Origin of the sequence: Argonema galeatum A003/A1 (assembly GCF_023333595.1) — a bacterium.
Lineage (GTDB): Bacteria > Cyanobacteriota > Cyanobacteriia > Cyanobacteriales > Aerosakkonemataceae > Argonema > Argonema galeatum.
Window position 1 is genome coordinate 17,073 of sequence record NZ_JAIQZM010000054.1, and the last position, 12,618, is coordinate 29,690.

Here is a 12,618-nt window from a genome sequence, read left to right on the forward strand (position 1 = left end):
TACCTTAGATTTCCTGCCCGAATGCTAATGCCTCCGGCACGCACTCAGCGGAGCCCCTACAAGCTAAAAACGCACTAAAGCAGTGCTAAAATATTGAAATGAGAGAACTTTACCCTCCTATCATTCCTTACAGACAAGGAACTTTACAGGTTTCTGACCTCCACACCATTCATTTTGAAGAGTCAGGCAACCCGCAAGGAAAGCCAATAGTTTTACTGCACGGTGGCCCTGGTGGTGGTAGTCCGCCCTTTTATCGACAATATTTTAACCGCGAAAAATGGCGGTTGGTGATGTTTGACCAACGCGGTTGCGGAAAAAGTACGCCTCATGCCGAACTGCGCGAAAATACCACCTGGGATTTGGTCAGTGACATTGAAAAACTGCGATCGCATTTAGGCATCGACAAATGGGTTGTCTTCGGCGGCAGTTGGGGAAGTACCCTGTCCTTGGCGTACAGTCAAACCCATCCCGAACGCTGCAAAGGACTAATCCTGCGCGGCATCTTCATGTTGAGACAAAAAGAATTGCGCTGGTTCTATCAAGAAGGTACTAGCTATCTCTTTCCCGATGCTTGGGAGGAGTATATAAAACCAATTCCTCCCGATGAACGGGATGATATGATCGTAGCTTATTATAAACGTTTGACCAGTCCAGACCCTCAAATCAGATTGGCAGCTGCCCGCGCTTGGTCAATCTGGGAAGGTAGCACCAGTAAATTATTAGTAGACCCAGATTTAAAGCACAAATTCGGTGATAGTCAATTCGCAGATGCCTTTGCCAGAATTGAGTGTCATTACTTCATTAATAAAGGCTTTCTAGAAACCGAAGAACAATTGCTTTTGAATATCGATCGCATCCGCCACCTTCCAGCAGTAATTGTTCAGGGACGATACGATGTCGTCTGTCCGATGATATCAGCTTGGGAATTGCATCGTGCTTGGCCAGAAGCCGAATTTATCGTAGTTCCCGATGCTGGACATTCGATGAGCGAACCGGGAATTCGCAGTGCCTTGATTGAAGCAACGGACAAGTTTGCGACTTTATAGCTAGATATTTAAGATCGAAATTGCAATCGATCGCATGAATCTACAATTTAAATAATAAAAATGTAGCATTATTGGAGCAAAATCTGCCTGATGTCTAAACAAGATTCGCAGTCATCCGCTCAAGGGAAAACGCCTTCATCTGGGATTGAAGGCTTTGACGCATATCAATTTGAAAAAATCCAGGAAACCATGATTGCCCAAGTGGCACATCGGTTTAACAAAGAGTACCGAGGTGAAGCTTTTGAACTACCAGCAGAAGTCGAAGCGATGCCAATTTTTAGGGAATGGGCTGGTGGAAAGCTCAATGGGAAAATTACCTCTGCTTTTTGGGAAATGACACAACCTAAAAAGAACCAGCGTTGTTTAGATATTGGCTGTGGTGTCAGCTTCTTAATTTACCCTTGGCGAGATTGGGGAGCGTATTTCTACGGTCAGGAAATCAGTACAGTGGCGCGGGATGCACTCAATTCTCGCGGTTCCCAACTTAACTCGAAGTTATTTAAGGCAGTTCAACTAGGAGCAGCTCACGAGTTAAAATATGAAGACGCTTTTTTCGATTTAGCGATCGCTACTGGTTGTAGTTGCTATTTTCCAATCAACTACTGGCAAGCTGTTATGGCAGAAGTCAAGCGGGTGTTGAAACCAGATGGTCGGTTTATATTTAACGTTCTCGACCCTACTAAACCTTTGGCTGAAGATTGGGCAGTTTTAGAAATGTATTTGGGTGCCGAAGTGTTTTTAGAGTCGATCGCCGCATGGGAAAAAGCCATAAAAGATGCAGGTGCTAAGGTGGAGAAGCAGCACGATGGAGAAATGTTTGCTCTCTACGAAGTCAGTTTTTCCTAATAAAAAACCTAGAGGAGATGCGCTCTAGAACACCGATTCACTAATCGTAGGGGCGAAGCATTCGGGAGTGAAAATCTAGGGTAAGAGCGATAGATTTTCACTCCCGTTTGCTTCGCCCCTACAAGCTAAAAACGCACCACCAAGTATTACTGAATCGGTGTTCTAGGTTTTCTTTGTTGATGTAAGGAGCAATTAGAAGCTATATCTATACTGCTCAACCAAGATGGCGATGTTGTGACGCTGGTATTTCAATCTGGTGAAGGATGAACTGCCGCAGTTACGATCGCAATCAGCCTACTTGTATGAAATCACTACCTGCGCCAAGGAAGGAGGCAGGGGGTGGAGTTCGCTTCGCGCAAAACCCGCATTGCTAAACATCTGTTCGTATTCCGCAAAAGTATAAGCATCGCCGTGAGGAGTAGTAGTAAGCATCACCAAACTGAAACGCGCGGCTTCGGGGGGAGTAACCCGGTCTGAGTTGGGAACTTGTTCCAATGTCACCACCCTACCGTCGGGAGCGATCGCTGCATGAATTTTCTTAAGCAACGTTTCACAGGTTGCCACATCGAAATGATGCAAAAAGTTAGTTAGCAAAGCTAAATCGTAGCCAGTGCCCCAATCAACATCAAAAGCGCTGCCAGGGATAGTACTGTAGCGATCGCCAACCCCCCCCTCTTGAGCGTTTTCTTTTGCTAGCTCCAGCACTCCAGACCAATCTACAGCTACGATTTGGGCATGGGGATTGCGCTTTGCGATCGCAATGCCAAACAAACCGTGACCTGCTGCAATATCAAGCACTTTCAAAGGCTTACTGGCATCGCCGTCTACCAGCTGCGCCATCAATTGTCCCGGAACCGCCATCAAGGGAGCCATAGCCTTAGCAAAGTTTACCCATACGGGATGATCGGGTGCTACCGTTCCCGTGTCTGGTATCGTCGTACCGCCTTTTCGGACGGCGGCAGCAACATCTTTGAATCCATCCACCATCGTCTGGGAAACGAGGAATTCCACTGCGCTACCCATGTACCCAGGACTGTGCTTGACAAGAAACATCGCTGCATCTGGAGTCAGTCCGTAGCGATCGGCTTCCTTAGTCAGAAAGTCGATCGTTACCAAATAGTCGCACAAGATCCGCATCCCTCGTTCTGACGCCGAACACCTTTGCGCTAGTGACGAAACTGTCTGATTGCCTTCGCTAATGGCCGTAAAAACATCCAATTCGATCGCCCCTTTGAGGGCTCCTGTACGCTGGTAAGCCGTGACGGTATTGAAAAAAAGTTCAGGCGTAACTTCTGGGGTCTGGTTGGACATATTAAACTCCGACACTAGGGAAATTATAGCTAGGGGCTAGGGGCTAGGGGAAGAAGGGTCTAAAATCAAGGGTTTGGTGGAATTAAGAACATCCTAACTGACTTTCATCGGTTGCTATATGAGCGCTAAAAATGCAATTAGTCAAATAATTAAACGTAAAACTGCTGATTTTAGAAACCCGGTTTCTCCAAGAAACCGGGTTTCTGAGTTTTCACTTAGGTTCGCGATCGCTATAGCGCCTTTCCTCCCCCTGCCTAATCTCACGCTCTAAGAAATAATTTAGTAGAGTCCTTAAAAGAACGATCGCACCCAAATTTAAAATATCCTGGCGAGTCGGCGCAACAGCCGTGCGTAAGATATCGCTAGCAATAGTAAATTCCAATCCCAACGCCAGCACTCGTCCCAATTGCAGGCGGATTGACTCCGTAGAATCATAATGTTGTCGCGTCCGCGAAAAAAATTGGCGTAAATAAGCACCAATGCCACGGACAACCGCAGTTCCAATAACGATCGCCGCCGCAATTTCTGCCCCTGCTGCTAAATAGCCAACAATAAACTTGATCCATGACTCCAGCGGAGTACTCGACACTTCTGCGTTACCATCTCCTACATCGAGACTCAATAGAAAAACCAAACCAAAAATTAATGTCAGTGGCAGCAGAATATTGATAAGAGAATCAGGTAAAGGCTCTCTTTTCATTTTTTGGACAGACTCTAGCTAAGAAGGGGCAGTTTGGGAACCGCCCCCACTGTGTTTTTGTTTGAAATATGAAAAAGCACCCTGTTTTTCCTTTCCAGCTATAACGGCCTATAGCCACTATCGTGACTGCTAAACTCACGGCTTGCACGAGCTGGATCGGCCCCTTCGTTGCGAACCCGACGGCGCAGATCTCCAACATCTGGAGAAACTTTCACAGCTTCATCGCCGCTGATCTTGCCCATTAACACCAATTCGCAGAGTGCCTGATTTAGCACCTGCATACCATCATCAATGCCATTTTCGATTAAGTGATAGGCTTCGTCGTCATTACCCTTCATCAGGAAGTCCTGCATGGCAGGGGTATTGATTAAGATTTCGTGGGCTGCTGTGCGACGCCCATCTGTTGTTTGCATCAGTATTTGGGCAACCACTGCGACCAAGCAATCAGCGATTTGGATACGCATGGATGGCTGTTCGTCTGGATTGTATATCCCCAGCAATCTGTTAACGGCGTTGATAGCGTTGCGGGTGTGCAACGTTCCAAAGACTAGGTGACCCGTTTGGGCGGCTTTTAAAGCTATGTCAACGGTGATGCGATCGCGCATTTCCCCAATCAGAATCGCATCCGGGTCTTCCCGCAAAGCCGATCGCAGCGCATGATGAAACTCGTGGGTGTGCAAACCCACTTCTCGCTGACTAACCAGGCTTTTTAGGGAAGCGTGAACGAATTCAACCGGATCTTCGATCGTGATGATGTGCTTTGCCAACGATTCATTCATGTGACGAATCATTGCCGCCAGAGTAGTTGATTTACCAGAACCCGTTGGCCCTGTAACTAGAATAAGTCCTTGCTGGCGCTGCACAATCTCTTTAAGGATGGGCGGCAACCCTAACCCCTCAATAGAAGGAACGTCCAAAGGAATCAAGCGCAGAACGATCGCACCACCCAGCAGCGCTTCAAAACAATTCACCCGACAGCGCAAAAAGCCTGGGTAATAAAGGGCTGTGTCCAGTTCCTTTGTTTCTGCAAACTTTTGTCGCTGAGCTGGTGTGAGGATTTCGGCTAGATAGTGTTCAAAAAGTTCGGGCGTCACCTTCTCGTGATTCCCCAGCGCTATCATCTGACCGCGAATTCGATATCTGGGAACTTCTCCAACTCTGATATGAACGTCAGAAGCTTGCTGGGTATGGGCGTGCTTCACCATCCGTTCGATCGAGGGAGACACCGCAGAGGCGTTCCTAGCCTGTCCTGCCTGGACTTGACCTGCGGGTGGCGCTGGTGGCCGATCGGACCCTTGAATCTGAGTTTTCTCCCTTGTTGTTGTATCCTGAACTTGACCTGCTGGTGCAGGTGTTTGGTTAGACCCTTGCAAAGGAGTTCTGAGCCTTGTTCCCCCGTGCATTTCACCAGCTGCTGTTGCCTCGTGAGGTTCTTGAAACCGAGATCTAGATGTTTTTACACCCGACGCTTGACTGGGTGGTGGTTGATTTGTATTCGCAAGAAGATTTCCAGATGTTGTTGACATTTTACATTCTCTATATCAATGGAGGTAGACTGAAACGGATAATGAAATGAGGGCTGGGGACTCTTGGCTGGGGACTGGGAACAGAAAATTTCCCAATTACTAATCACCAACTACCAATCATCAATCACTGATCGCAATTCCGTAAATCTACTTAAATTCTATTTTAGTCAAACAGGCTTGTGGGAATTTATCTAGTCTTTGCAGAAACTTTACAAATTTTTTAGGCTTTACCTACAAAATACAGAGCAGTATGAGCGTGGTGCATCGATTTGCCAACTGGTTAGAAACCCACTGGGTTACCCCTGCTTACAGTGGTTGGGTTTTGGGAGCTTTTTCTATTTGCTTTTTCGGAGCCGCCATCAATACAATGGCAGGATGGCTTTACGTGATTAGCGGCATCAGTTTTGCTTTGTTGGGAATAGCGGCGACTTTGCCAGTACGATCGCTCCAGGGCATTCGACTACAGCGTCTTCCCATAGAACCCGTTAGTTCCGGCGATCGACTAACCGTTGAATTACAAATAGAAAATCAGAGTAAAGAACCTAAGACTCTGCTGCAATTTCAAGACATGATTCCTTTTGTACTGGGTCAGCCAGTGCAAGGAACGATCGAAACTATTCCTCCCCAAGAAAGTTACCGCTGGATTTACTATCACCCCACTCAACGGCGGGGCGTTTATCGGTGGCATACCGTGCAGCTAAGAACTGCAACCCCATTGGGATTGTTTTGGTGTCGCCGACACCGCCAAGTTCCAGCTACAGCAATAGTCTATCCCACTGTCCTACCCCTGACCACCTGCCCTTTGGTAGATGAACTGGGGCAAGAAGATACAGCACAGTTTTATAGTCGCGATCGCAGATCCAAATCCGCCAACGAAAATGTGACGCGATCGCTCAGACCTTACCGCTGGGGCGACCCTATCCGTCTCGTTCACTGGCGAACCAGCGCCCGTTACGGCGAATTGCGAGTGCGCGAGTTAGAAGTCTTCACGGGCGGTCAGGAAGTCGTTATCTGCCTCGACAGCGCTGGCATCTGGCGGCAGGAGGATTTTGAGCAAGCAGTCATTGCCGCCGCTTCTCTGTATTTCTACGCAACCCGGTGTCAATTGAAAGCAAAGCTCTGGACAGCTGGGACTGGTTTATTACACGGTCACCGTGTAGTTCTAGAAGCTTTAGCATCCGTTAACCCAGGGGAAGTACCCGGTACGATTGGCCCACCAAACCAGCCTTTAATCTGGCTCGCTCAAAACTCTGTGGGTTTTAACTCGCTTCCCCCTGGTAGCCGGACAGTCCTGTGGCCCGCAACATCGTCAGCAGAGCAAAAAAACTTAATAAATAGCGATCGCCCCGGCCTTCTAATTGACCCCGAACAACCGCTGCAACCCCAGCTAGGGAAGGGGTCAGGGGCTAGGGGCTAGGGGCTAGGGGGAAGAGAGGAATTTTAGATTTTAGATTTAATTTCAATCTGCCCCTCTGCCCCTCTGCCCCTCTGCCCCTTCTTCCCCCTAGCCCCTAGTCCCTTCCCACAGTACAATTCAAAATAACCAGCTGACCGAGAGAGATAGCGATCGCAATGAACACCACAGAGAACAACACCAAAGCTAACGACCATAGCCTCGAAGCAATGCGGCATTTTTCCGAACAGTACGCCAAACGCACCGGCACATACTTCTGCGTTGACCCTTCAGTAACCGCTGTTGTCATCGAAGGACTCGCCAAGAACAAAGAAGAACTCGGCTCACCCCTTTGTCCCTGTCGCCACTACGAAGACAAAGAAGCAGAAGTAAGTGCCGCTTTCTGGAACTGTCCCTGCGTCCCAATGAGGGAGCGCAAAGAATGCCACTGTATGTTGTTTCTCACCTCAGACAACGACTTTGCCGGTGACAAGCAAGAAATTTCTCTCGAAGAGATCAAAGTTGTCAGAGAAAGCATGGCATGACTGAAGCAGCGCCTCAAGAATTTTGGCAAGGTGTAGAAGAATTTAATAACAGAGAATACTACGCTTGCCACGATACTCTAGAGGCTCTGTGGATGGAGTCCGCAGAGCCTGAAAAGAAGTTTTATCAAGGCGTTTTGCAAATCGCAGTAGCCCTCTATCACCTTGGCAATCACAATTGGCGCGGTGCTGTAACTCTGCTGGGAGAAGGTATCAAAAAATTGCGGTATTACCAGCCAAATTATGCTGATATTGATGTCGATAAATTAGTTGAGGAGAGTGCCGAATTGTTGAGTGCTTTGCAACAAGCTGGTGCAGAAAAAATAGCTGAATTTGTCCAACATTTTGAGACAACAGAAACCTACCCCGGTGGCGACACAACTTTGCAGGTGCCGAAAATAGTTAAAAACATTTCCTAGTCAGGACTTTACTAGGATTAAATTAAGCGATTTACTACCGCTGCTCGATAGTTATAGCGATACGCGCTGGTAGAGTTACAGATTAGAATAGACGACATTGAGCTACACATAGATTCAATTCACTATTTGTAAATACGCCAGCGCGTAGCGCTATATTTTTTGTCCTAACATATTTGACTGTGGCTATAGACATAGATTTGGATTTATCTGCGGTAAAAACAAGTTCCCCTTCGCGGACTTCGTTTGTGTAGCCGCGACTTTAGTCGTTAGGGTGATTCTTCTTAAGCTGAGGCAATATCACAAAATTAGTATTTTGTCAATATAATATTTAGGGCTTCAGTTTTGGCAGGACAGGTTAAACTACCTAGAGAACTATAGCGATAACTTTTCAGTCATAATTATTATCCTGCATACAGATCAACTTCCTACGCTTGCACGATCGATGATGAGAGCCGCTCGATTACCTGATTTATGGCAGCGTCGCCTGGGGTTAGCCTTGATGTTACCGGCTGCTTTGATAAGTGCGATCGCGCTTTTGCCGCCAACCCAAAGCGCCAAAGCCCAAAACGCCGGTGAAGGTCGCGCCCTGAACATCCGCTCCGATATTCAAGAAGCCGATCAAAAAACCGGCGTGATCACAGCACGAGGCAACGTCCAACTATTTTATCCATCCCGCCAAATTCAAGCCACAGCTGCCCAAGCGCAATACTTCAGCAAAGAACGCCGCATCGTCCTCACCGGCAATGTTTACATATTGCAGCAAGGCAACAGCATTCGCGGCGAACAAGTCATCTATCTGATCGATGAAGGGCGATTTGTCGCCGTACCTCAACCCAACCGCCAGGTAGAATCCATTTATATCGTTACCGATACTAATGCCCCAACCCAACCAGCACCGCCCAGAGTTCCTGGCGTGAGAACCGCCCCTCGCTAAAGAAGGGGCTTTCTTGCTAGGCTTCGACGTGACACTTCGGCAAGCTCAGTGCGGAGACGCTCACGCCGAAGTCCGAACGGGGCTAAGGCTAGGGGGAAAAGGAAGTGAAAATTGTCTTAGAAAACATACACAAATCTTATGGTAAGCGCGTCATCGTCAATCGCGTCAACCTCTCTGTAGCCCAAGGAGAAGTAGTCGGCTTGCTTGGGCCTAACGGTGCCGGGAAAACAACAACATTTTACATCGCCACAGGTCTAGAGAAGCCAAATCAAGGTAAAGTTTGGCTTAATGAACTCGACATTACTGAAGCCCCAATGCACCAAAGGGCAAAACTGGGCATTGGATATCTAGCCCAAGAACCCAGTATTTTTCGCAACTTAACGGTGCGGGACAATATTCTGTTGGTGATGGAACAAACCCAAGTACCTCAAAGAAAACGCACAGAGCGTTTAGAGAAATTATTGCAGGAGTTTCGCCTGCAAAAAGTGGCCTACACCAAAGGAATACAAGTTTCTGGGGGGGAAAGGCGGCGAACGGAATTGGCAAGAGCTTTGGCATCTGGGCAGGACGGCCCAAAATTTTTGTTTTTGGATGAACCGTTTGCCGGTGTTGACCCAATTGCTGTAGCGGAAATACAGGAGATGGTGGGGCAATTGCGCGATCGCCAAATGGGTATCTTAATCACAGATCACAACGTCCGCGAAACCTTGGCAATCACAGACCGAGCCTACATTATGCGAGATGGACAAATCCTAGCCTCTGGCAGTGCAGACGAACTTTACAATAATCCCCTTGTGCGGCAGTACTATCTGGGAGATAACTTTCAAGCGTAGCTTAGTTCGTCAATCGAGTTTAGATGAAAGGATGAGAGGATTTTGGATTGATATCGTGTCCGGTTGCATCGTTAGTACATGAGTGATATCGTCAAATTGTCTGTTGTCATCGTTGGTTAAATTTTTACCGCAGATGAAGACTCTGGAACGCAGATAAACGCAGATAAGAATAATCACACGAATTTTTTAGGTAACCGATGCTACCGACATGATATGACTTAAGTGAATTATGAAAATCGTCACCCAGTATAACCCACTCAGATGGCTAACTTTCGGTGTGTCGATCATGGATCGCTACCTAGTCGCCGAATTGCTAGCACCATTTCTGTTTGGGGTATCACTTTTCTCTTCCATTGGGGTGGCTATAGGATCTCTAGAACTGATCCGAAAAATCACAGACGCAGGGCTACCCCTGTCAACTGCGATGAAAGTTTTTCTGTTAAAAATGCCCTATTTCATCGCATTTGCCTTGCCTGCTTCGATGTTGCTGGCCACCTTGATTACTTACATTCGCCTCTCTAGCGACAGCGAACTGATCGCCCTACGCAGCTGTGGCGTTAGTATCTATCGCCTGATTTTGCCTGCGATCGTGATGAGTTTGGTTGTTACAGGCATCACCTTTGCTTTTAACGAATTTGTCGTACCTGCGGCTAATTACGAGGCGAGCGTTATTCTAGACAGCGCGTTGAATGCAGACAGGAAAGATTTTCAGGAAAATAACATCATTTATCCAGAATTTGGCGAAGTAGACCAACCAAATGGCGAAAAAAAGGAAATTTTGAAGCGCTTGTTCTACGCCGAAGAATTCAATGGCGAATTGATGAAAAACCTCACTATAGTCGATCGCTCCAAAACCGGAGTCAATCAAATAGTAGTCTCAGAATCAGCCCGTTGGAATATCGCTGAAAACACCTGGGACTTCTTCAACGGCACTATCTATGTAATATCTGCCGATAGTTCATATCGCAACATTTTGCGGTTTGAACACCACCAACTGCAACTATCCCGCGCTCCGTTAGATTTTGCCCGCAAAGGGCGGAAAGCTGACGATATGAACATTGTACAAGTGCAAGAGCAGCTAAAATTAATCCAGCCAAGCAATGACTACAAAGAGATTCGCAAGCTGAAAGTCCGTCTGCAACAAAAAATAGCCCTACCTTTTGCTTGTCTTGTCTTTGGTTTAGTAGGCGCAGTTTTGGGAACCAAGCCTCAACGAACGAGTAAAGCAACAGGATTTGGCATCAGCGTCTTAATCATTTTTGCTTACTACTTGCTGAGGACGATCGGCGATGCTTTAGGTTTGAGCGGCTTCCTGACTGCTTGGATGGCGGCTTGGTTGCCAAACTTGTTCGGCTTGGGAACGGGAATCTGGCTATTGTTCAGAATCTCGCGCTAGGGGCTAGGGGGAAGAGGGAAGAGGGAAGAGGGAAGAGGGAAAATTTAATTTCAAGTCTAAAATCTAAAATTGCAAAGAGGGGCCGATCGAAGCTATCCTAACTGTAGACACATTCAGTAAATCGTGCTAGGTCAAGCTGCACTCCTGCCATGTCACCTTCTAATCGGCCTCCTGCCCCCCTCCGCTACTTCAAAGCTCGGCTACGGCCTTTATTTTGGCCTATGGTTTGGGGAACAGCAACGATTATATCCCTAGTAGGTTTCTCTACTTGGGCCTACTTCACCCACCCAGAATGGCTGGTTTTCAGCGATGATCGGGAGAATACCAGTCCCATCAATACAGTCGAGCCAACAGTTTCTGATGAAGACAAGGCGATTGGGGCTGACATCGATACCCTGTCGGTGCTGGAAAAAGATTTGGCTAATTCCGAACCCTTCCAAGTTGCCCCAGCAGAAACCGAAAAACAGCAGGGTTTATTTGATGATTTCATCAAACGAAAGGAAGCTGCTGATGCCCAAAAATCATCAGGACAATCAAGCATTACCAATCCATTCGCCATCAAGTCACAAGATCCGCTCAATAACAGCGGGACGCTACCGTCAGGAAACTCCATTACTACACCATCTTCTAACTTAGGCGCGGGAACTACAGCTAATCCTGCGGGTAGCCCTAATTCAGCACCGTTAAGCCCATTGCAGTCAGCACTAGACCGCATAGACGCTGGCAAACAACCAACCCTTCAAAATCCCACTACAGCACCAGCAAGCCCGTTGCAGTCAGCATTAGACCGCTTAAATACTGGCAATACGATCGCCACACCAGCCCCTACAGACAAATTAGGGCAAAACAGCGGCAGCAACCAAACGCCTACACAATCCACTTCAGGTATCCCCGGACAAGTTACTGCACCAGCCCAGCAGTACCCCGGTACGGCGGGTTACTCATCTATCCCCGGACAGAGTTATGGGTCAGCATCTCCAGTTCCAGGTACAACAGGCTATAACGTACCGCCGACTAGCAGTAGCAATCCTCCCAATTCTTACACCTACTTAAATCAACCCCAAGCAGTACCTGGCGTACCACCAGCGGCACAGGTGAGTCCTTCACTGACACCTAGTAACTTAGGTCAATCTCCTTTTCAGAATGCCACCCCTGGCAACGGGTATGCTAACCCAGGATACAATTCTAATTTCGGCAATCCAGCAGCGCAGCCCTCTCAAGTGCAATCGCCCCCTAATTTCTCTGTCCCCCGTGCGATTCCGGGGCAAAACATCGGTGGAGGACAGATCAATACGTTCTCAAATCCCTAATTTAGGCCCCAACACGCCGAGCGAATGTGAACGCAAGTCGGAACGAAAAAACTGTTACTAATACCCTTCATCTTCTTCCGGCTCGTGAGCCATTCCCACAACTTCCCGCCACAACTCCAGAATGCGATCTGTTAAAGAGCCCGATCGCACGCTTTTTATGGCAATTCAAGAGCAAGTATTTAGCCATATTTTTGAAGAAGACCTCGGACAATTTCTCTAGTCCCTATTCCCCATTGAAGGAACGTTATGATTTTCATTAACCCTAAAACAGATTACGCATTCAAAAAAATCTTTGGTTCCTCTGAAAGCAAAGACATTCTCATTAGCTTTCTCAACGCCATGATTTATGATGGCGTTTCTAT

General features: G+C 47.5%; 13 protein-coding genes. 10 read left to right on the forward strand and 3 right to left on the reverse strand.

The window, feature by feature from the left end:
• Nucleotides 1–98: 98 nt before the first annotated feature.
• Together pip and LAY41_RS30015 are read left to right on the forward strand one after the other, a co-directional pair.
• On the forward strand, nt 99–1,046 hold the full coding sequence (pip, locus tag LAY41_RS30010; RefSeq protein ID WP_249106107.1) for a prolyl aminopeptidase: 948 nt from the start codon (nt 99–101) through the stop codon (nt 1,044–1,046).
• 90 nt (nt 1,047–1,136) lie between these two features.
• Nucleotides 1,137–1,892 carry a class I SAM-dependent methyltransferase gene (locus tag LAY41_RS30015; protein ID WP_420840361.1) on the forward strand — a complete coding sequence of 252 codons (756 nt, stop codon included), beginning with the start codon at nt 1,137–1,139 and terminating at the stop codon, nt 1,890–1,892.
• 294 nt (nt 1,893–2,186) lie between these two features.
• Here LAY41_RS30015 and LAY41_RS30020 read toward each other — a convergent pair whose 3' ends face one another.
• The 3 genes from LAY41_RS30020 to LAY41_RS30030 form a co-directional block, all read right to left on the reverse strand.
• Nucleotides 2,187–3,203 carry a class I SAM-dependent methyltransferase gene (locus tag LAY41_RS30020; RefSeq protein ID WP_249106109.1) on the reverse strand — a complete coding sequence of 339 codons (1,017 nt, stop codon included), beginning with the start codon at nt 3,201–3,203 and terminating at the stop codon, nt 2,187–2,189.
• 211 nt (nt 3,204–3,414) lie between these two features.
• Entirely contained in the window at nt 3,415–3,903 is a 489-nt protein-coding gene (locus LAY41_RS30025; RefSeq protein WP_249106111.1) for a DUF1622 domain-containing protein, read from the reverse strand.
• Between the two features lie 98 nt (nt 3,904–4,001).
• Nucleotides 4,002–5,429, reverse strand: coding sequence for a type IV pilus twitching motility protein PilT (locus tag LAY41_RS30030; RefSeq protein WP_338023077.1), 1,428 nt, complete (start codon nt 5,427–5,429; stop codon nt 4,002–4,004).
• A 250-nt stretch (nt 5,430–5,679) separates the two neighbouring features.
• Here LAY41_RS30030 and LAY41_RS30035 point away from each other — a divergent pair, with 250 nt between their 5' ends.
• From LAY41_RS30035 to LAY41_RS30070, 8 genes are all read left to right on the forward strand, one after another.
• Entirely contained in the window at nt 5,680–6,846 is a 1,167-nt protein-coding gene (locus tag LAY41_RS30035) for a DUF58 domain-containing protein (protein WP_249106113.1), read from the forward strand.
• Nucleotides 6,847–7,001: 155 nt separating this feature from the next.
• On the forward strand, nt 7,002–7,367 hold the full coding sequence (locus tag LAY41_RS30040) for a ferredoxin thioredoxin reductase catalytic beta subunit (RefSeq protein WP_249106115.1): 366 nt from the start codon (nt 7,002–7,004) through the stop codon (nt 7,365–7,367).
• Complete coding sequence (locus LAY41_RS30045) at nt 7,364–7,783, forward strand: DUF309 domain-containing protein (protein WP_249106117.1); 420 nt, start codon at nt 7,364–7,366, stop codon at nt 7,781–7,783. The genes LAY41_RS30040 and LAY41_RS30045 overlap by 4 nt, the downstream gene beginning before the upstream one ends.
• 442 nt (nt 7,784–8,225) lie before the next feature.
• Complete coding sequence (locus tag LAY41_RS30050; protein ID WP_249106119.1) at nt 8,226–8,717, forward strand: LptA/OstA family protein; 492 nt, start codon at nt 8,226–8,228, stop codon at nt 8,715–8,717.
• A 104-nt stretch (nt 8,718–8,821) separates the two neighbouring features.
• On the forward strand, nt 8,822–9,550 hold the full coding sequence (gene lptB, locus LAY41_RS30055; protein WP_249106121.1) for an LPS export ABC transporter ATP-binding protein: 729 nt from the start codon (nt 8,822–8,824) through the stop codon (nt 9,548–9,550).
• A 229-nt stretch (nt 9,551–9,779) separates the two neighbouring features.
• The gene (locus LAY41_RS30060; RefSeq protein WP_249106123.1) at nt 9,780–10,946 is read left to right on the forward strand and encodes an LptF/LptG family permease; all 1,167 of its coding nucleotides are present in this window, start codon (nt 9,780–9,782) and stop codon (nt 10,944–10,946) included.
• A 149-nt stretch (nt 10,947–11,095) separates the two neighbouring features.
• Nucleotides 11,096–12,256, forward strand: coding sequence for a hypothetical protein (locus LAY41_RS30065; RefSeq protein ID WP_249106125.1), 1,161 nt, complete (start codon nt 11,096–11,098; stop codon nt 12,254–12,256).
• Between the two features lie 246 nt (nt 12,257–12,502).
• A partial coding sequence (locus LAY41_RS30070) for an Rpn family recombination-promoting nuclease/putative transposase (RefSeq protein WP_249103650.1) occupies nt 12,503–12,618 on the forward strand: 116 nt, incomplete at its 3' end.

Excerpts from the sequence above, each read along its gene's own strand:
- LAY41_RS30035 (WP_249106113.1), top strand. The coding sequence starts at position 5,680 with ATGAGCGTGGTGCATCGATTTGCCAACTGGTTAGAAACCCACTGGGTT.
- pip (WP_249106107.1), top strand. The coding sequence starts at position 99 with ATGAGAGAACTTTACCCTCCTATCATTCCTTACAGACAAGGAACTTTA.
- LAY41_RS30060 (WP_249106123.1), top strand. The coding sequence starts at position 9,780 with ATGAAAATCGTCACCCAGTATAACCCACTCAGATGGCTAACTTTCGGT.
- LAY41_RS30040 (WP_249106115.1), top strand. The coding sequence starts at position 7,002 with ATGAACACCACAGAGAACAACACCAAAGCTAACGACCATAGCCTCGAA.
- LAY41_RS30045 (WP_249106117.1), top strand. The coding sequence starts at position 7,364 with ATGACTGAAGCAGCGCCTCAAGAATTTTGGCAAGGTGTAGAAGAATTT.
- LAY41_RS30065 (WP_249106125.1), top strand. The coding sequence starts at position 11,096 with ATGTCACCTTCTAATCGGCCTCCTGCCCCCCTCCGCTACTTCAAAGCT.
- LAY41_RS30030 (WP_338023077.1), bottom strand. The coding sequence starts at position 5,429 with ATGTCAACAACATCTGGAAATCTTCTTGCGAATACAAATCAACCACCA.
- LAY41_RS30020 (WP_249106109.1), bottom strand. The coding sequence starts at position 3,203 with ATGTCCAACCAGACCCCAGAAGTTACGCCTGAACTTTTTTTCAATACC.
- LAY41_RS30025 (WP_249106111.1), bottom strand. The coding sequence starts at position 3,903 with ATGAAAAGAGAGCCTTTACCTGATTCTCTTATCAATATTCTGCTGCCA.
- LAY41_RS30015 (WP_420840361.1), top strand. The coding sequence starts at position 1,137 with ATGTCTAAACAAGATTCGCAGTCATCCGCTCAAGGGAAAACGCCTTCA.
- LAY41_RS30050 (WP_249106119.1), top strand. The coding sequence starts at position 8,226 with ATGATGAGAGCCGCTCGATTACCTGATTTATGGCAGCGTCGCCTGGGG.